15 protein-coding genes are annotated in these 16,912 nt (G+C 61.0%); 10 read left to right on the forward strand and 5 right to left on the reverse strand.

Translation table 11 applies throughout. The annotated features are described in order from the left end of the window. Window positions 1-83: 83 nt before the first annotated feature. The 4 genes from kdsA to LCH97_RS08210 all read left to right on the forward strand — a co-directional run bounded on the left by kdsA (window position 84) and on the right by LCH97_RS08210 (window position 4,481). The gene (kdsA, locus tag LCH97_RS08195) at window positions 84-935 is read left to right on the forward strand and encodes a 3-deoxy-8-phosphooctulonate synthase (protein ID WP_017506991.1); all 852 of its coding nucleotides are present in this window, start codon (window positions 84-86) and stop codon (window positions 933-935) included. An 85-nt stretch (window positions 936-1,020) separates the two neighbouring features. After that, window positions 1,021-2,307: a phosphopyruvate hydratase gene (eno, locus tag LCH97_RS08200; protein WP_227304940.1), complete on the forward strand. Its 1,287-nt coding sequence runs from the start codon at window positions 1,021-1,023 to the stop codon at window positions 2,305-2,307. A 2-nt stretch (window positions 2,308-2,309) separates the two neighbouring features. Next, window positions 2,310-2,606 carry a cell division protein FtsB gene (gene ftsB, locus LCH97_RS08205; protein WP_227304943.1) on the forward strand — a complete coding sequence of 99 codons (297 nt, stop codon included), beginning with the start codon at window positions 2,310-2,312 and terminating at the stop codon, window positions 2,604-2,606. Between the two features lie 75 nt (window positions 2,607-2,681). After that, complete coding sequence (locus LCH97_RS08210; protein ID WP_227304945.1) at window positions 2,682-4,481, forward strand: diguanylate cyclase; 1,800 nt, start codon at window positions 2,682-2,684, stop codon at window positions 4,479-4,481. Between the two features lie 83 nt (window positions 4,482-4,564). Here LCH97_RS08210 and LCH97_RS08215 read toward each other — a convergent pair whose 3' ends face one another. Next, a complete protein-coding gene (locus LCH97_RS08215) occupies window positions 4,565-4,870 on the reverse strand; it encodes an RnfH family protein (protein WP_227304948.1) in 306 nt (101 codons plus the stop codon). Next, window positions 4,863-5,300, reverse strand: a complete 438-nt coding sequence (locus tag LCH97_RS08220) for a type II toxin-antitoxin system RatA family toxin (RefSeq protein ID WP_017506986.1) — start codon at window positions 5,298-5,300, stop codon at window positions 4,863-4,865. The genes LCH97_RS08215 and LCH97_RS08220 overlap by 8 nt, the downstream gene beginning before the upstream one ends. A gap of 152 nt (window positions 5,301-5,452) precedes the next feature. Here LCH97_RS08220 and smpB point away from each other — a divergent pair, with 152 nt between their 5' ends. The 5 genes from smpB to LCH97_RS08245 all read left to right on the forward strand — a co-directional run bounded on the left by smpB (window position 5,453) and on the right by LCH97_RS08245 (window position 11,563). Continuing rightward, window positions 5,453-5,899, forward strand: coding sequence for an SsrA-binding protein SmpB (smpB, locus tag LCH97_RS08225; RefSeq protein WP_017506985.1), 447 nt, complete (start codon window positions 5,453-5,455; stop codon window positions 5,897-5,899). Between the two features lie 2 nt (window positions 5,900-5,901). Next, window positions 5,902-6,243: a hypothetical protein gene (locus LCH97_RS08230; RefSeq protein WP_227304951.1), complete on the forward strand. Its 342-nt coding sequence runs from the start codon at window positions 5,902-5,904 to the stop codon at window positions 6,241-6,243. A gap of 59 nt (window positions 6,244-6,302) precedes the next feature. Continuing rightward, window positions 6,303-7,880, forward strand: a complete 1,578-nt coding sequence (guaA, locus tag LCH97_RS08235; protein WP_227304954.1) for a glutamine-hydrolyzing GMP synthase — start codon at window positions 6,303-6,305, stop codon at window positions 7,878-7,880. 96 nt (window positions 7,881-7,976) lie between these two features. Continuing rightward, entirely contained in the window at window positions 7,977-9,317 is a 1,341-nt protein-coding gene (locus LCH97_RS08240) for a leucine-rich repeat-containing protein kinase family protein (protein ID WP_227304957.1), read from the forward strand. Between the two features lie 116 nt (window positions 9,318-9,433). Further along, the gene (locus LCH97_RS08245) at window positions 9,434-11,563 is read left to right on the forward strand and encodes an ATP-binding protein (RefSeq protein WP_227304961.1); all 2,130 of its coding nucleotides are present in this window, start codon (window positions 9,434-9,436) and stop codon (window positions 11,561-11,563) included. Between the two features lie 197 nt (window positions 11,564-11,760). Here the strand turns inward: LCH97_RS08245 and phhA are convergent, their stop codons facing one another. Then, the gene (gene phhA, locus LCH97_RS08250; RefSeq protein ID WP_227304964.1) at window positions 11,761-12,651 is read right to left on the reverse strand and encodes a phenylalanine 4-monooxygenase; all 891 of its coding nucleotides are present in this window, start codon (window positions 12,649-12,651) and stop codon (window positions 11,761-11,763) included. Window positions 12,652-12,783: 132 nt separating this feature from the next. Here phhA and LCH97_RS08255 point away from each other — a divergent pair, with 132 nt between their 5' ends. Then, window positions 12,784-13,269, forward strand: a complete 486-nt coding sequence (locus LCH97_RS08255; protein WP_038296625.1) for an Lrp/AsnC family transcriptional regulator — start codon at window positions 12,784-12,786, stop codon at window positions 13,267-13,269. 48 nt (window positions 13,270-13,317) lie between these two features. On the opposite strand, the gene LCH97_RS08260 is transcribed toward LCH97_RS08255, so the two are convergent. Beyond that, complete coding sequence (locus LCH97_RS08260) at window positions 13,318-14,199, reverse strand: DMT family transporter (protein WP_227304967.1); 882 nt, start codon at window positions 14,197-14,199, stop codon at window positions 13,318-13,320. 63 nt (window positions 14,200-14,262) lie between these two features. Next, the gene (gene pepN / locus LCH97_RS08265) at window positions 14,263-16,896 is read right to left on the reverse strand and encodes an aminopeptidase N (protein ID WP_227304970.1); all 2,634 of its coding nucleotides are present in this window, start codon (window positions 16,894-16,896) and stop codon (window positions 14,263-14,265) included. Window positions 16,897-16,912 lie beyond the last annotated feature (16 nt).

Here is a 16,912-nt window from a genome sequence, read left to right on the forward strand (position 1 = left end):
TTATTCAGCCTGTTAACGGTTGGCCGCAGCTCATGCAGACCCCTGCAGGACTTGCGGCCAACCTTGCCTTGAAAGGACACACCATGAAACTCGCCGGTTTTGAAGCAGGTCTGGACCAGCCGCTGTTCCTGATTGCTGGCCCCTGCGTGATCGAAAGCGAACAGCTGGCCCTGGATACGGCTGGCCAGCTGAAGGAAATCACCAGCGCGCTGGGCATCAACTTCATCTACAAATCCAGCTTTGACAAAGCCAACCGCTCGTCCGGCAAATCCTTTCGGGGCTTTGGCATGGAAGAAGGCCTGCGCATTCTGGACAATGTACGCAGCCAGATCGGCGTGCCCATCCTGACCGATGTGCACACCGAAGAACAGGTACCGCACGTGGCCGCCGTGGTGGACGTACTGCAAACGCCAGCCTTTCTGGCGCGCCAGACCGATTTCATCCGCGCCGTAGCCGTGTGCGGCAAGCCGGTGAACATCAAAAAAGGCCAGTTCATGGCGCCTGGCGACATGAAACACGTGATCGACAAAGCGCGCGAAGCCGCACTGGAAGCCGGCCTGAACGCCGACAACTTCATGGCTTGCGAACGTGGCGCGTCGTTCGGCTACAACAATCTGGTATCCGACATGCGCAGTCTGGCCATCATGCGCGAAACCGGCTGCCCGGTGGTGTTTGACGCCACCCACTCGGTACAGCTGCCCGGCGGCCAGGGCACCAGCTCCGGCGGCCAGCGCGAATTCGTCCCGGTGCTGGCGCGCGCTGCCATTGCCACCGGCGTAGCCGGCCTGTTCATGGAAACCCACCCGGACCCGGCCTGCGCCAAGTCCGACGGCCCCAACGCCTGGCCACTGGGCCGCATGAAAGAACTGCTGGCCACGCTGCAAGCGATCGATGCCCTGGTAAAGGGCCAGCCCTTCGCAGAACAATCGCTGTAACAGGTTGACTCCACGGCCAACCTGCCCCAAGGTTGGCCGCACCGTATCCGGTTTGACTAACCTTGACACCCTGAAGGAAACACTCATGAGTGCGATCATCGACGTGATTGCCCGCGAAATCCTGGACTCGCGCGGTAACCCCACTGTTGAAGCTGATGTATTGCTGGAATCCGGCGTGATGGGCCGTGCTGCCGTACCGTCCGGCGCCTCCACTGGCGAGAAAGAAGCGCTGGAACTGCGTGACGGCGACAAAGGCCGCTACCTGGGCAAGGGCGTGCTGAAAGCGGTTGAAAACATCAACACCGAAATCTGCGAAGCCATCATCGGCCTGGACGCCTCTGACCAAGCCTTCATCGACAAGACCCTGATCGAGCTGGACGGCACCGAAACCAAAGCACGCCTGGGCGCTAACGCCATGCTGGCCGTGTCCATGGCTGTAGCCCGCGCAGCCGCAGAAGACGCCGGCCTGCCGCTGTACCGCTACCTGGGTGGCGCTGGCCCAATGGCGCTGCCGGTACCGATGATGAACGTGATCAACGGTGGTGCACACGCCAACAACACCCTGGATATCCAGGAGTTCATGATCGTGCCGGTAGGCTCCGCTACTTTCCGCGAAGCCCTGCGCTGTGGCGCCGAGATCTTCCACGCGCTGAAAAAGCTGTGTGATAGCAAAGGTTACGCCACCACTGTGGGCGACGAAGGCGGCTTTGCCCCTAACCTGACCAGCCACGAAGAAGCCATCAAGCTGATTCTGGAAGCCATCGACGCCGCCGGTTATGTAGCCGGCCAGGACGTGATGCTGGCCCTGGACTGCGCTTCCAGCGAGTTCTACAAAGACGGCAAGTACCACCTGACCGCCGAAGGCCTGGCACTGAGCTCCGAACAGTTCGCAGACTACCTGGAAACCCTGGCCAACAACTACCCGATCATTTCCATCGAAGATGGCATGAGCGAGCACGACTGGGCTGGCTGGAAAGTACTGACCGACCGCCTGGGCGACCGTATCCAGCTGGTAGGTGACGACCTGTTCGTGACTAACCCGTCCATCCTGGCCAAAGGCATTGAAGGCGGCCTGGCCAACTCGCTGCTGGTAAAAGTAAACCAGATCGGTACCCTGTCCGAAACACTGAAAGCGGTTGATCTGGCCAAGCGTTCCCGCTATACCAGCGTGATGAGCCACCGCTCCGGCGAAACCGAAGACAGCACCATCGCCGACCTGGCCGTGGCCACCAACTGCATGCAGATCAAGACCGGCTCGCTGTCGCGCTCCGACCGCATGGCCAAGTACAACCAGCTGCTGCGTATCGAAGAAGAGCTGGGTGATGCCGCCTACTACCCGGGCAGCAACGCCTTTTACCACCTGAAGAAATAATCATGCGCCGCCTGACCCTGATGCTGATCATCTTGCTTTCTGCTTTGCAATGGCCGTTATGGCTGGGCAAAGGCAGCTGGCTCAGGGTCTGGCAGCTTGATAAACAGGTTGAAGAACAGCGTGCGGCCAACCAGCTGCTGGTGCGCCGCAACGCTGCTCTGGATGCAGAAGTGCGTGATCTGAAGCAAGGAACCGCCGCAATTGAGGAGCGTGCACGCAATGAGCTTGGCATGATCCGCAAAGGTGAGGTATTTTTCCAGCTTCTTGATACGGCCAATGCACCACCCGCGCAGCAATAGCGTATATTGACGCGCCACAGGCCACTACCGATAACGATATAAATGGCAGGCTACAAAGGCTACAGGGTCTGGTCTATGACGACACACAATCCCATCGATACCGCACGGGAAACCCTCAAACAGCTCACCATGCGCAAGCTGTTGCCCACACCGGACAACTTCGAGCGCGTCTACTGCGAAATCGCTCAAGTACCGCAGGAAACCCGCAAGAACAAGCTGGCCGAGCTGATACTACGTGCCTTTGAAAACCTGCCTTCCGCAGATTCCAGCTACAAGATCGCCCTCACCAAGCTGCGCAAAGCCATCGAAGATGAAAAGTGGGAGCTTATTCCGCAGCTGGTCATGGATTTATCTACCCTGCACCAGCGCAGCCGCGAAGTCACCCAGAGCTGGGGCCAGCTGGTGCTGGACCTGATCCGCGCCTGGGAAACCCGCACACCCGATATGGGCCAGCGCTACAAACAGTCGGCGCTGGAACGGGTCATTGCCACCTTTGGCAATGCGCCTGACGAGCTCAACGAAAAACTGGTCAACCTCGCCAAAACCTGGCTACAGTCTGGCAGCAACAACAGCGTCGGCATAGAAGTTGCCGGCCTGGAGAGCGACACCGACACCGCAGCAGCCGACACGCTGCCCGCCGCGACAGGCAACGTCGTGATCGCCAGCAGCCAGTGGCGCGCCTGGATGGAAGTGCTGCAATACGCGCTGAAGTTCGGCATAGAGCCGCGTCTGGTGCACTACCCGGAAATGATGCCGCTGTTCGACGAAGTACAGCAGGCGTTGCAACACATTGAAGCTGATGACGAGATCGGCAGTTTCTTCCCGCGTTTGCGTGCCTTCCTGATCCGCCTGGAGCTGATCTCGCAGGATGACAAGCGCCTGGTATCCGGCCTGTCCGGCCTGATGCAGCTGATGCTGCAAAATGTGGCCGAGCTGAACCGCTCCGACAGCTACCTGGTGGGCCAGATCGCCAGCCTGCAGCAAATCCTGTCGCAACCCAATATCTCGATCCAGCACATCTACCAGCTGGAATCCAGCCTGAAAGAGGTTATCCACAAACAGGGTAATCTGCGCCACTCGCTGGACGAAGCCACCAGCTCGCTGCGCGCCCTGCTGGATACCTTCCTGGACAAGCTGTCGCTGATGACCGACCACACCGGTGATTTCCATCAGCGCATCAGCAGCCATAGCGACCGCATCAAGAGCTCGCAGAATGCCAGCGAGCTCACCGGCATCCTGCAAGACCTGCTGTCCGACACCGCCAATATGCAAGACAGCCTCAAGCAGTCGCACAGCGAACTGCTGGCCGCCAAGCAGGATGTGCAGTCGGCACAAAGCCGTATCGGCGAGCTGGAAAAAGCGCTGGAAGCCGCCAGCGCAAAAGTGAAGGAAGACCAGCTCACCGGTGCCTTCAACCGCCGTGGACTGGAAGAACACTTCGACCGCGAAATCCACCGCGCCGAACGCAGCGGCCAACCCTTGTCGGTAGCCTTGATCGACGTAGACAACTTCAAGCAACTGAACGACCGCTACGGCCACCTGACCGGTGACGACGTACTGAAGTACCTGGTGGACATGATGCACCACAGCCTGCGCACGTCCGATATCGTGGGCCGCTTTGGTGGCGAAGAGTTCGTAGTGATCCTGCCGGACACGCCGGTAAACGAAGCCGTGGAGCTGGTGCAACGGCTGCAGCGCGAGCTCACCAAGAACTTTTTCCTGGCCAACCAGGACAAGCTGGTGGTGACCTTCAGTGCCGGCGTGGCGCTGTGGCACCGTGGCGAACAGGATTGCGATGTGATCGAGCGCGCCGACCGCGCCATGTACCAGGCCAAGCTGGCGGGCAAAAACCGTACGCTATCGGCCGAAAACTAAGCCAGACCTACCCAAGCAAAACGGCGCCACGGCGCCGTTTTGCTTTATCTGCGGCCAACCGTTGGCCGTGCCCTGCAAGTGGGCTAGTCGCCACCCTTTTTCATGGCCAGGCCGGCTTCGGCACGCTGTCTGCGCACCGCTTTCGGGTCGGCCTGCAGCGGGCGGTAGATCTCTACCCTGTCGCCCTCGCGCAGCACGGTATCCACCTTGATCGCCTTGCTGAAAATACCCAGCTTGAGGTTGGCCATATCGATGTCGGCAAACTCTGCGGCCAACCCCGAAGCCTGCACCGCCTGCAGCGCATTACTGCCTGCGGCCAACGTCAGGCGAACAATTTTCTGGCGCGCCGGCAGCGCGTAGGCCACCTCTACTGCAATGCGCTCAGTCATCGCCGTACACCCGGTCGGCTTCCTTGATGAACGCGTCTACCAGCGTACCGGAAATGTGGCCAAACACCGGGCCGATGATGGTTTCCAGCAATTTGCTGGAAAACTCGTAACTCAGGCGAAACTCTACCTTGCACCCCACCTCGCCCAGCGGATGAAAGTGCCAGCGCCCTTCCAGAAACTTGAACGGCCCATCCACCAGCTGCATCAGGATGGTAGACGGCGGCTGGTTCACGTTACGCGTGGTGAAATGCTGCTTCACTCTCAGGTAATCGATATGCAGGCTGGCCACCAGGGTGTCGCCCTCGCGCGAGTGCTCCTCGCCCCTGGCACACCACGGCAAAAAGCGCGGGTACTGGCTGACTTCGTCCACCAGACGGAACATCTGCTCGGGCGTATGCGCCACCAGCACGTTTTTTTCGACGACTTGCATGGTTCAACCGGCAAAAGAAAGGTGGAAGGTTACACAATGCCCGCCCCTGCGGGCAAGCCGCCAGGACAAGCCCCTGAATTTTCGGCACTTTGGCGAAAGCACCGAATCTGCTAGAATGTGCGATTCCCTGCAAACCTCTTTATCTGGCAGCCATGAGCATTATCGACAACCGCAAGGCCTTCCACGACTACTTTATCGAGGAACAACTCGAAGCCGGTCTGGTACTGGAAGGCTGGGAGGTCAAAGCAATTCGCGCCGGGCGCGTACAGCTGAAAGAAAGCTACGTCATTTACCGTAACGGCGCTTTCTACCTGTTTGGCTGCCACATCACCCCGCTGCAATCCGCCTCTACCCACATCAAACCCGACCCGGTGCGCGACCGTAAACTGCTACTGAAACAAGAGCAGATCAGCCGCCTGATCGGCAAGGTGGAACGCGCCGGCTACACCATGGTGGCGCTGAACCTGCACTTCAGCAAAGGCAATATCAAGGCCGATATCGGCCTAGCCAAAGGCAAGAAGCAGCACGACAAGCGTGAAACCGAAAAAGAACGCGAATGGCAGCGCGAAAAACAGCGCCTGATCCGCAACAAGGGCTAACCATGAAATCCAGCGCCTTCCAGCCGCTTATCCTCATCGTCCTGGGCCTGCTGTGGTTCCTGAAAAGCAGCGCCCTGCTGCCCGACACCACTACCCTGCTGGCCCTGCTGCTGGCCGCCAGCGGCGTCGTCTTGCTGGTAGTAGATGGCCTGACCAAATCCACTGTCGTTACCGCCCCCATGCTGATGTATGCCGGCGTAGCGGTTTACCTGTTTGACGAAGACAAGCTGCGCCTGAGCCACATGCTGTCGCTGGGCATGATCCTGCTGGGCTTGCTGATGCTGATCGCCCGCAGCGAACGCATACCGGAAAGACGCCAGCGCCGCGTGGCCGGTAACGACTAAAGTAAACGTATTCCAAGCATTACTGGCTACCTGCCAGTTTTTTACCTTCAAGGACAGTCATGGACAAAATCCTCATCCTCGATTTCGGCTCCCAGGTCACCCAGCTGATCGCGCGCCGTGTACGTGAAGCGCATGTTTACTGCGAGCTGCACCCGTTCGACATGCCCATAGACGAGATCCGTGCCTTCGCCCCGAAAGCCATCATTCTCTCCGGTGGCCCCAACTCGGTGTACGAGTCCGACTACCAGGCCGACCCGGCCGTATTTGAGCTGGGCGTGCCCGTACTGGGCATCTGCTACGGCATGCAGTTCATGGCCCAGACCCTGGGCGGCAAAGTAGAAGCTGGCGACAAGCGCGAGTTCGGCTACGCCCAGATCCAGGCCCGCCACCACTCCAAGCTGCTGGAAGGCCTGCAAGACCACGTAGACGACGCCGGCAACGGCTTCCTGGACGTGTGGATGAGCCACGGCGATAAAGTCACCGCGCTGCCAGCCGGCTTTAACGTGATTGCCGAAACCCCGTCCTGCCCGATCGCCGCCATGGCCGACGAAGCACGTGGTTTCTACGCCGTACAGTTCCACCCGGAAGTGACCCACACCAAGCGCGGCACCGAAATGCTGCACCGCTTTGTACTGCATGTGGCCAACGCCAAGCCTAGCTGGACCATGCCGAACTACATCGAAGAAGCGGTACAGAAAATCCGCGACCAGGTGGGCAACGAAGAAGTCATCCTTGGCCTGTCCGGCGGCGTGGACTCGTCCGTAGCCGCGGCACTGATCCACCGCGCCATCGGCGACCAGCTCACCTGCGTTTTCGTTGACCACGGCCTGCTGCGCCTGAACGAAGGCAAGATGGTAATGGAAATGTTCGCGCAGAACCTGGGCGTGAAAGTGATCCACGTCGATGCGACCGAACAGTTCATGAGCAAACTGGCCGGCGAAGCCGACCCGGAGAAAAAGCGCAAAATCATCGGCGGTGAATTCGTCGAAGTATTCCAGCGCGAATCCGGCAAGCTCACCAACGCCAAATGGCTGGCACAAGGCACTATCTACCCGGACGTGATCGAATCTGCTGGCGCCAAAACCGGCAAGGCACACGCCATCAAGAGCCACCACAACGTGGGCGGCCTGCCGGACGACATGAACCTGAAGCTGCTGGAACCGCTGCGCGACCTGTTCAAGGACGAAGTGCGCCAGCTGGGCGTGGCCCTGGGCCTGCCGCACGACATGGTTTACCGCCACCCGTTCCCGGGCCCGGGCCTGGGCGTGCGCATTCTGGGTGAAGTGAAAATGGAATACGCCGACCTGCTGCGCCGCGCCGATGCCATCTTCATCGAAGAGCTGCGTAACACCATCGACGAAAAAACCGGCAAAAACTGGTATGAACTCACCAGCCAGGCCTTTGCCGTATTCCTGCCGGTGAAATCGGTAGGCGTGATGGGCGATGGCCGCACCTACGACTACGTATGCGCCCTGCGTGCCGTGGTCACCAGCGACTTCATGACCGCCCACTGGGCCGAGCTGCCATACAGCCTGCTGGGCCGCGTGTCCAACCGCATCATCAACGAAGTACGCGGCCTGAACCGCGTGGTTTACGATGTATCGGGCAAACCGCCGGCAACCATCGAGTGGGAATAAGCCCTTGCGGCCAACCTTGAGGTTGGCCGCAACACCAGCCCGACTCACCCAGCCCGCCCGATGGCGGGCTTTGTCTTGCCCTGATACAGGCTACCCATGCACACACTCGAACAGCTGCGCAGCGGCGCACTGGCCGGCATTACCCGGCTAAGCCTGCGCGCCGGGCTTAACACCTTCCCTCCCGAAATTTATAGCCTGGCCGACAGCCTAGAAATTCTGGACTTGTCCGATAATCAGCTTTACACGCTGCCGGACGATTTGCCACGACTACACAAACTGCGGGTAATCTTCTGCTCGAACAACCCCTTTACCACCTTGCCTGTGGTGCTGGGGCGCTGCCCCGCACTCACCATGATAGGTTTCAAATCCTGCCGTATCGAGCAGGTGCCCGCGGCGGCATTACCTGCAGGCCTGCGCTGGTTGATACTCACCGACAACTGCCTTGAAGCCTTACCCGATGCGCTAGGCCAGTGCACACAGCTGGAAAAACTGATGCTGGCAGGTAACCGCTTGCGTAGCCTGCCAGACACCCTGGCGCAGTGCCGGCAACTGGCGTTGCTGCGTATTGCGGCCAACAAGCTGGGCGGCCTGCCGGACTGGCTTGCCTCTTTGCCAAAACTGGCGTGGCTAGCCTACGCTGGCAACCCGTTTTGCCTACAGCTGGAGCAAGATGCCAGCCAGGCAGACGAGCTGAGCGATATCCCTTGGCACCAGTTGCAAGTGGGCGCACTACTGGGTGAAGGTGCCTCCGGCCACATTTACCAGGCCGGTCTGGCAGACCCGCTCACCCCCGGCGAACAAACGAGCGTCGCGCTCAAGCTGTTTAAAGGCGGTATTACCAGCGATGGCTTGCCGCGGTGCGAAATGGCCGCGGCGCTGCAGGCAGGGCAACATACCGGTCTGATTCCGCTACTGGGGCGGCTGCGTGGCCACCCTCAAATGCGCGAAGGCCTGGTAATGGCACAAATAGACGAAGGCTTTGACAACCTGGCGCAGCCCCCTAGCCTGGCCAGCTGTACGCGAGACGTCTACCCTGCCGATCGCGGCTTCTCCTTACCTGTTGTACTGCGTATCGCCAGCACGATCGCGGCGGTAGCACGGCACCTGCATCAGCGCGGCATACTGCACGGCGACCTGTATGGCCATAATGTGCTGTACCGCCAGGATGGCTGCACACTGCTCAGCGATTTCGGTGCGGCATCATTCTATGACCCGGACAAGGCAATAGCAGTGGCACTGCAACAGATAGAAGTACGGGCTTTTGGCTATCTGTTACAGGAACTGCTGGCACACTGCCCGGCAGAATACGTGGCTCAGCCTGCCCGGAGCGCACTAGCTACACTGCAAGCCGCCTGCCTGGCCACGGTGCCTTCTCAACGCCCGCTGTTTACCGACATTGCCCCGAGACTGGAGGCCATCTGTGCAATGCCGCTGTAACAGTGTCAAGCAAACCCGACAAATCGTGCGCCAGATCAAGGGTGCCTTGCCAGCTATGTCGATAAGCTATAGCGTTACGGCTGCATAGCAAAAGCCATCTGCATACAGGAGCAGTCTTGCCCACCCCCAGCCCAGCCACCCATAGCCTTACCAGACAGCTCCAGCGCGCCATTCTGGTATTGTTGCTGCCCCTTCTGCTGACTGCAGGGGTGGCCGTATGGGGCTATCGGCACGTGGTGCAGCTACTGGCCAGCCAGCCGGATACCAAGCAGCTGGCCGCACTGCAGACACTGCTGGAGCAAGGCAGCGCCGTCCTCTGGCTAGTGGTGCTAGCCGGCCTGCTGCTAACGGTGATCGTGGCCTACTACTACGTGGAGCGCGTGCTGGGCAGCCGCCTGCGCCGCCTGGCTCGTGCCATGCAGCAAATGCAGCAGGGTGAGCCTGGCCAGGCGCTGGACGATACGCACCCGGACGAGCTAGGCAGCATGGCGCAGTCACTGGATGCGTTTCGCCAGGTGATGCTGCAGCTGAACGAAAAAACCGACGCCCTGCACCTTGCCAAAGAAGCCTCAGAAGCGGCCACCCGCGCCAAAAGCGATTTTCTGGCCAATATGAGCCACGAAATCCGCACGCCCTTAACCGCTGTGCTGGGCTATACCCACCTGACGCTGGATAGCAAACTGCAGCCCGAGCAACGGGAAAACCTGCAGAAAGTGGATGCGGCGGCCAAGACACTGCTGGGCGTCATCAACGATATCCTGGACTTTTCCAAAATCGAGGCCGGCAAGCTGGTACTGGAAAACGTCAGCTTCGCCCTGGACGATGTGATCCGGAATCTGGAAGACATCATCCGCATGCAGGCAGCACAGAAGAAGCTGATGCTGACACTGGACATCGACCCGGGCATTCCGCCATGGCTGCGTGGCGACCCATTGCGACTGGGGCAGATACTGCTCAACCTCAGCAATAATGCGCTGAAGTTTACCGAGCATGGCCAGGTGCGCATTGCCATCCATGGCCAGCCCGGCCCCGGCCAGGATTACACACTGCACTGCGCCGTCAGCGACACCGGCATCGGCATGACACCGGCCCAGGTCGACCGGCTATTCCAGTCATTCAGCCAGGCCGATACCTCCACCACCCGCCGCTTTGGCGGCTCTGGCCTGGGTTTGGTGATCTGCCGCCAGCTGGTGCAGCTGATGCAGGGTGATATTCGCGTCACCAGCGTGCCAGGCGAGGGCTCGACTTTCCGTTTCAGCATACGCCTGCAGCCCGGTGAGCCGCCGGCCAACCCTGCGGACGCGCAACTGGCGCCAAGCTTGATACACGACCAGGCGCTAGCTGGGCTATACCTACTATTGGCGGAAGACAATGAGCTGCTGCAGGAATTTGAATGCCACCTGCTGCGCTCGCTTGGTGCCCGGGTAGAGGCGGTCAGCAATGGCCAGCAAGCCATTGCCGCGGCACTGCACCCGAACAAACGCTTTGATGCCATTCTGATGGATATCCAGATGCCGCAAGTAGACGGCCTGCTGGCCACGCGCCATATCCGCCAGCAATACAGCGCCAGCCAGCTACCCATCATTGCCATGACAGCCCACGCCATGGAAAGTGAACGGCAACGCTCGCTGGATGCCGGGATGAATGACCATCTGAGCAAGCCGATCAATCCTGAAGCACTGGTGACGACCCTGCTACGCTGGGTTGCACCCAAGGCCACCGCAAAAGGCAAAGCCATGCCAATGACGGAAAGCCCCCCTACCCTGCCCGACCTGCCCGGTTTCGACCTGCAAGCGGCGCAGCAGCAGCTGGGCGGCAAAACCAGCTTGCTATACAAGCTGCTGCTACGCATGCGTCAGGATTATGCCCAGGCAGCGTTGCAGATTCAGGCAACGCTGGCGGCAGGTCAGCCACAAGAAGCCATGCGCCTGGCGCACTCGCTGAAGGGCGTAGCAGCCACGCTGCACATTGCGCAACTGCAAAAAGCCGCCGCGTCGGTGGAGCTTGCCCTGGCCAATGGCGATACCGAAGGGGCGGGCATACTGATGCCGGCCCTGCTGCGCGCCATGGAAGAAACCAATGCCAGCCTGGCGCTACTGCCAGGCGAACAGCCGGCACAAAATATAGAAGCCCCCCCCCGCTGGCAGCCTGCCCCTGGTTGCGCTGCAGACACTGGACCAGCTACTGCGCGAGCGCAATATCCGCGCCAAACGCGTCTACCACGACATAGCCGGCCAGCTGGATAGCTACGATACGGCGGCCAACCAGCGACTGGCCACGGCACTGCAGGCACTAGACTTCATCAGTGCCCGCCACCAGATGCTGTACTGGCTACAGCAAGCCGGCGCGCCCGTAGACGAACCCGTCCGCTAGTTGGCCGCAATAAAAGCAACACCCCCTGCAGCCTGGCCGCAGGGGGTGTTGCTTTTAGCCGGGCCGACGCCTAGACGTCTTCGGTATCCAGCCAGCCTTCGCGGTTACCCACGGTGTATACCTTGTCCGCTGCGTCGATATCGCCAGCACCCAGTACCTGGGCAGCCTCCACTTGCGGGTAGATCGGCGTGAAATCCGGCGCGGTGGCATCGAACAGCTGCTGGAAGCTGTCGATCACAAAGTAGGTCTTCTGGAAGGTATCGATGCGGTAGCGGGTACGCATGATGCGCTGCAGATCGAAACCCACGCGGTTAGGGCTGGCGCTATCCAGGCTGTACACCGACTCCGACTTGCTGGATACGATGCCGGCACCGTAGATGCGCATGCCCTGCGGTGTATTGATCAGGCCGAACTCCACCGTGTACCAGTACAGGCGCGCCAGCAGCGGCAGGTAGCCCAGGCCCTTGGCCTTCATGCCGCCACGGCCGTAGGCCTGCAGGTAGTCGGCAAACACCGGGTTGGCCAGCAGCGGCACGTGGCCGAACAGGTCGTGGAACACGTCCGGCTCTTGCAGGTAGTCCAGCTGGTGCGGCTCGCGCAGCCACCAGGTGACCGGGAAGCGGCGGTTGGCCAAGTGCTCGAAAAATACGTCGTCGGGGATCAGGCCCGGCACGGCCACGATCTGCCAGCCGGTGGCGGCGGCCAGCTTTTCGTTCAGGCGGTTGAAATCGGGTACGCGGTCGGCGTCGATGGTGAGCAGGTCGAGGCCTTGCAGAAATTCGTCACAGACGCGGCCCGGCAGCAGTGCGCACTGGCGCTGGTACAGCGTGGCCCAGGTGCGGTGGTCGTCGTCGCTGTAGCGGTCCAGCGGCTGTGGCAGGGTAAAGTCGGCGCCATGGCTCAGGCCGGCGTTCTTGCGCACCGTGATGTCCGGTACGGTAAAGGTGTTCATCTCCATCATTTTTCTCTTGTGTGTGCGGCAGGTGCCAGTACCACAAGTGTAGAAGCAGCAGCGTGCGCGTTGGCCGCATCATTTGCTTGCCAGCGGCTTTTTTCGCATACTTGCCGCACCAAATCGACGGAAATGCACGATATGCGCAAACTGGAGTTTGACCGCTTTGACTTCCAGATTCTGGAGGCCCTGCAGCGCGACGCGCGCGCCACCCACCAGAAGCTGGCGCAGGAGGTGGCGCTGTCGGCGTCGCAGATAGGCCGCCGCATCCAGCGCCTGGAAGAAGCCGGGGTGATCCAGGGCTACCACATCAGCCTGCGCCCCGACCTGCTGAACCTGTCGGTTACCGCCTTTGCCAGTGTTAGCCTGGAGCGGCACGGCGAGGCGTCGATCCGCGAATTTGCCGCCGCCATCGCCAACCTGCCAGAAATTCTGGAGTGCTACGCGGTGGCCGGCGAGGCCGATTACTGGCTGCGCATCGTGGTGGCCGACCTGCCGTCGCTATCGCGTTTTGTGATGAACAAGCTGATGACGCTGCCGCTGGTACGCAGCGTGAAGTCCACGGTGGCACTGGAGCCGATCAAGCACAGCCAGCGCCTGCCCTTGCAGCAGGCAATGGGCGACTAGGGTTGGCCGCAAGCCGTTGCGGCCAACCTTGCCAGCAAGCAAACCGGCTTAGCGCCGCTTTAGCGCCTGCCACGAGATCAGGACCAGCGCGCTGCCGATCAGCAGCATGCCGGCGGCCTCCGACGGCGACGGCAGCTCGTCCAGAATCAGCCACGCCATGCCCACCGCCACAGCGGGAATAGCCAGGATACTGAGCCCGGCCATGCCGGCGCTCAGGCGCGACAGCAGCATCATCCACATCAGCCAGCCCAGGCCGCCGGCCAGCACGCCGGAAAACAGCAGCACGCCCAGCAGCGGCCAACCCCATACCGGCTCGCCGCCCGGAAACACCGGCAGCAACACCAGCAAGGGCAGTGTGCCCCACACCATCTGCCACAAGGTCAGCGCCAAGGTGTCTACCTGGTGCTGCGCGCGCAGGCGCTTGGCGATGATGGCCGAGCTGGCCCACACCAGGCCGCCGGTAATGGCCAGCAGGTCGGACAGCCAGCTGCCGTGCAGGTCCCATGGCTCCAGAATGGCCAGCAAACCGATAAAGGCCATCACCACGCCCAGCCACTGGCTGCGTGCCAGCTTTTCGTGCAGGAACACCCGCGCCAGTAGCAGCGTCCAGAATGGCATGGTGTAACACAGCACCGATACCTTGCCGGCACCGCCTGCGACTAGCGCCAGGTTGGTGAACAACACGAAGCCGGCGGTCTGCGTTAGCCCCAGCCAGAAGGTTGGCCGCCACGGTGTGGGGCGAAAACTGCCGCCACGCAGGCGCAGCACCACGGCCAGCGTGGCAATGGCAAATATGGTACGGAACAGGCCAAGCTGAAATGCGCTGGCGTAAGCCAGCCCCAGTTTGGTGACCACCCAGTTGGTTCCCCAGAAGAACCACAGGGCCAGCAGCATGGCAGCGCTGGTAACAGGCGAAGCGGAAGCGAACATGGTAGCAGGCAAAGAAAAAGCCGGTGCATGCACCGGCTTGGGGCAAAACAACAGTATACCTGCTTATGCCGACAGGTTCTTCGATACGATTTCGTAAACGTCCTTGGACAAACCATCCTTGGCCAGAATACGTTGCAGCTCGCGCGTCATCAGCACCTGACGCTGTGCTTCCAGCTTCTGGCGACGGTTGAACAGCGACACGATACGGCTGGCTACTTGCGGGTTGATGGCATCCAGCGCCAGCACCTGGTCGGCCAGGAAGGCGTAACCGGAGCCGTCCGCCGCGTGGAAATGCTGCATATTGCGGCCAAAGCTGCCCAGCAGCGCACGCGCCTTGTTCGGGTTTTTCAGGGTAAAGGCCGGGTGGCTCATGCCGGCTTTCACATGCTCGAGCGCGCCTGGCAGCTGGCTGCTGCCAACCAGGCTGAAGAACTTGTCCATTACCAGTGCGTCACCCTGCCAGCGGCTGGCAAACGACAGGTAGCAGTTTTCACGCTCGGCCACGTCACGGTCGCGCAACGCCAGCATGGCACCCATCTGGTCAGTCATATTGTCCGCTTCCAGGCACTGCTTTTCGGCGGCCTCCAGCGGCCAGGCATCCTGCAGGCGGGTCAGCATGGCCAGCGCCAGGTTTTTCAGGCTGCGGCGGCCACCATCGGCCGGCTGGTAGCGCTGGGTCTGGTTCAGGTCGTAGGCTTCGTGCCACTCGCCACGCAGCGCCTGCGCCAAGCCATTGAGCACGAATTCGCGTACGGTATGGATGTGGCCAGGGTCGGCAACATCTACCATTTCCAGAATATCGGCTTCGGATGGCAGGCTCAGCATCAGTGCCTTGAACGCGGGGTCGGCGGCGTGGTCTTTCAGTACCGCGCGCAGCGCGTCGACAAAGCCCGTCGGCAGCTGCAGTGTGCGGCCGGCAGCCTGGTCGGCCAGCAGGGCTTTCAACAGGCGCTCGGCGTAGGCCTGGCCAGCTTCCCAGCGGGCGAAAGCGTCGCTGTCGTTGGCCATCAGGAACGACAGCTCGTCGTCACGCCAGTCAAACTGCAGACGTACCGGCGCGGAGAAGCCACGCAGCAGCGATGGCACCGGCAGCTCCGGCACGTTCACAAAGGTAAAGCTTTGCTCGGCAGCACGGACGTCCAGCACACGGGTCGTCGCCCCGGCGTCGGCCTCGCCGGCCAGCTGCAATGGCAGGTCCTGGCCGTCTCGGCCCAGCAGGCCGACGGCCAGCGGAATGTGGTACGGCTGCTTGCCGCTCTGGCCCGGGGTGTCGGGGCAGCTTTGCTTGACGTGCAGGGTGTAGCTGCGCGCTACCGTGTCGTACTCGCCGCTAAGCTGCAGCAGCGGGGTACCGGCCTGGCTGTACCACAGCGCAAACTGGCTAAAGTCCACACCATTGGCGTCTGCCATGGCGGCGCGGAAATCATCGCAGGTCACGGCCTGGCCATCGTGGCGCTGGAAGTACAGCTTCATGCCCTGCTGGAAGCCTTCTTCCCCCAGCAGGGTGTGGTACATGCGTACCACCTCAGAACCCTTTTCGTACACCGTCATGGTGTAGAAATTGTTCATCTCGATGTAGCTGTCCGGGCGGATGGCGTGCGCAGTAGGGCCGGCGTCTTCCGGGAACTGCAGCTGGCGCAGCTTTTTCACGTCTTCGATACGCTTCACCGGGCGGCTGTGCAGGTCGGAGCTGAACTCCTGGTCGCGGAACACGGTGAGGCCTTCTTTCAGGCTGAGCTGGAACCAGTCGCGGCAGGTCACGCGGTTGCCGGTCCAGTTGTGGAAGTACTCGTGGCCGATGATGGCTTCCACGCGCTCGAAGTCGGCGTCGGTGGCGGTGTCCTGGCGCGCCAGCACGGCCGAGGTGTTAAAGATATTGAGGCCCTTGTTTTCCATGGCGCCCATATTGAAGTCGCCAACGGCCACGATCATGTAGATGTCCAGGTCGTACTCCAGACCAAAGCGGGTTTCGTCCCACTGCATGGAGCGCTTCACTGCGCCCATGGCGAAATCCACCTTGTCCTGGTCGGCCGGCACGGTCCAGATTTCCAGTGCCACCTTGCGGCCGCTGGCGGTGGTGTAGCTGTCTTTCAGCGCCACCAGCTTGCCGGCCACCAGCGCAAACAGGTAGGCCGGCTTACGGTACGGGTCTACCCATTTAACCCAGTGGCGCTTTTTGTCGGCCTGACCTTCGCCCACCTTGTTGCCGTTGGACAGCAGTACCGGGTACTTCTGCTTGTCGGCAATGATGGTGGTGCTGAACTTGGCCATCACGTCCGGGCGGTCCGGATAGTAGGTAATCTTGCGGAAGCCTTCCGGCTCGCACTGGGTATACAGGTTGCCGCTGGAGCCATACAGGCCATTGAGGCTGGTATTGGCTACCGGGTCGATTTCGGTTTCGATATCCAGGATAAAGCTGTCCGGCACATCGAAAATCTCCAGGCCTTCGGCGTGCTGGCGGTAGGCACCTGGCTGCAGCTGGTCACCATCCAGTACCACCGACAGCAGCGTGGCGCTGCCATCCAGCTGCAGTACGTTGGCCGCAGTGGATTCCGGGTTGCGGTGAATCACCATGCGGGAGCGTACACGGGTTTGCGTGTCTTCCAGTACGTCGAATGTCAGGTCTACCTTGTCTACCAGATAGGCTGGCGGCAGGTAATCCTGGCGATATTTGATCTGTGGCTGTTGTTGGCTCATGAACGGGCATCCTCAG

Origin of the sequence: Vogesella sp. XCS3 (genome assembly GCF_020616155.1) — a bacterium.
Taxonomy (GTDB): Bacteria; Pseudomonadota; Gammaproteobacteria; order Burkholderiales; family Chromobacteriaceae; genus Vogesella.

Bases quoted from the DNA above. Each gene is read 5' to 3' on its own strand.
- LCH97_RS08220 (WP_017506986.1), bottom strand. From the start codon at position 5,300: ATGCAAGTCGTCGAAAAAAACGTGCTGGTGGCGCATACGCCCGAGCAG.
- LCH97_RS08230 (WP_227304951.1), top strand. From the start codon at position 5,902: ATGAAATCCAGCGCCTTCCAGCCGCTTATCCTCATCGTCCTGGGCCTG.
- LCH97_RS08210 (WP_227304945.1), top strand. From the start codon at position 2,682: ATGACGACACACAATCCCATCGATACCGCACGGGAAACCCTCAAACAG.
- kdsA (WP_017506991.1), top strand. From the start codon at position 84: ATGAAACTCGCCGGTTTTGAAGCAGGTCTGGACCAGCCGCTGTTCCTG.
- LCH97_RS08255 (WP_038296625.1), top strand. From the start codon at position 12,784: ATGCGCAAACTGGAGTTTGACCGCTTTGACTTCCAGATTCTGGAGGCC.
- phhA (WP_227304964.1), bottom strand. From the start codon at position 12,651: ATGATGGAGATGAACACCTTTACCGTACCGGACATCACGGTGCGCAAG.
- eno (WP_227304940.1), top strand. From the start codon at position 1,021: ATGAGTGCGATCATCGACGTGATTGCCCGCGAAATCCTGGACTCGCGC.
- LCH97_RS08215 (WP_227304948.1), bottom strand. From the start codon at position 4,870: ATGACTGAGCGCATTGCAGTAGAGGTGGCCTACGCGCTGCCGGCGCGC.
- pepN (WP_227304970.1), bottom strand. From the start codon at position 16,896: ATGAGCCAACAACAGCCACAGATCAAATATCGCCAGGATTACCTGCCG.
- LCH97_RS08240 (WP_227304957.1), top strand. From the start codon at position 7,977: ATGCACACACTCGAACAGCTGCGCAGCGGCGCACTGGCCGGCATTACC.
- guaA (WP_227304954.1), top strand. From the start codon at position 6,303: ATGGACAAAATCCTCATCCTCGATTTCGGCTCCCAGGTCACCCAGCTG.
- LCH97_RS08260 (WP_227304967.1), bottom strand. From the start codon at position 14,199: ATGTTCGCTTCCGCTTCGCCTGTTACCAGCGCTGCCATGCTGCTGGCC.
- ftsB (WP_227304943.1), top strand. From the start codon at position 2,310: ATGCGCCGCCTGACCCTGATGCTGATCATCTTGCTTTCTGCTTTGCAA.
- smpB (WP_017506985.1), top strand. From the start codon at position 5,453: ATGAGCATTATCGACAACCGCAAGGCCTTCCACGACTACTTTATCGAG.